This is a genomic window from Neisseria sp. GT4A_CT1, assembly GCF_000227275.1.
Taxonomy (GTDB): domain Bacteria; phylum Pseudomonadota; class Gammaproteobacteria; order Burkholderiales; family Neisseriaceae; genus Neisseria.
In genome coordinates this window covers 1-1,181 of sequence record NZ_JH164988.1, presented here as the reverse complement: position 1 = coordinate 1,181, position 1,181 = coordinate 1, and the positions used below count along the sequence as shown (strand labels likewise).

At 58.9% G+C, this 1,181-nt stretch carries 1 pseudogene; it reads right to left on the bottom strand.

Annotated elements, in window-relative coordinates:
- Nucleotides 1–1,181: pseudogene (locus tag HMPREF1028_RS15775) on the bottom strand (hypothetical protein); the annotation flags it as partial.

The window sequence follows — 1,181 nt, the reverse complement described above, 5'->3', positions numbered from 1 at the left end:
GGAGAAGCCGACTGCGTAACCGCTTCACCGCGGTAAACGCCGCCTGCAACCGCCATCATGCTCTTACCCGGCAGGTAGGCTTGCGGCAGACCAGCCACCGCCATGGCTGCTGCGGTACCGGCTTTAGAGTCGCTTTCAACATTGTCGATACGTTGGTTGATTTGGTCGCCCATGTTCACCACGTAATTGCCGATGTTGGTCACGCTTTGGTTAATCGCCTGGTTGGTGTAATACAACTGGCTGCCGTTGATCGCATCGGTAGAATCCGCCGATACCACACCTGCGGCCACACCTTGTACCTGACGGGTCTCGTCCGTACCGTTGCCGACGGTTACGACGCCTGCGACTTTGTTCGCAGCCGCAGCCGAACCTGCTTTGCCTGCCACGGCTTTGTCGTTCAGGCCGCCGTAGGTGTAGGCTTCGCCTTTGGCTGCATCAGCCGTGCGGATGCCTTGGGTTTGGGCACGGTCGCCGAGGTAGACGGAGTCTTTAACCGTGGCTTTGATGTCGCTGCCCAGTGCGTAGGCGTTGTCGGCGGATACGTTGTTGTTGTTACCGATGGAGTAAGCGCTGTTGCCGCTTACTACGGTCGGGTCACCGATGGCGCCGGAGTTTTTGCCGCTGACGATGTTGCCGGTACCGATGGCGATGGTGTTCTCGGCATTGGCTTTGGCGCCTTTACCGATGGCGATGGCGTTGGTGCCTTTGGAAGCGGCCTGGTAGCCGACTGCCGTGGCGTATGCGCCGCTCGCGCTGGAGTCTTCGCCGTTGCGTGCCTGTACGTCGGGGTTCACTTCGCCGTCGTTGGTATGGAAGAACTTGATACCTTGTTCGTTCATACGGCCTACGGCTTCGATGACGTTGTTGGTCACGTACATGCCTTGGTCTTCGACGTTGTAGGTCACGAGGCTGTAACCGTTGGACTGGGCAATCTTGGTCTCGTTCGTGACGTTGGTCACGTTCGGGTTGGTGCTGTTGTCCACCAGGGTAATGTTTTTGATATTACCCAAGCCTGCTTTGCCGTCTGCTTCGACTGCCGGCGGTGCGGTGTTGACGTTGCCGCCGTTGCTGCCGATCAGTTCGTAAACTTGGTGCAGTTGTCCGCCGTTGACGGCATCGGTGCTGCCTGCGGCGACGGTGCCTGCGGCGACGCCGGTCACTTTCTTACCGCCTGCGTTGAT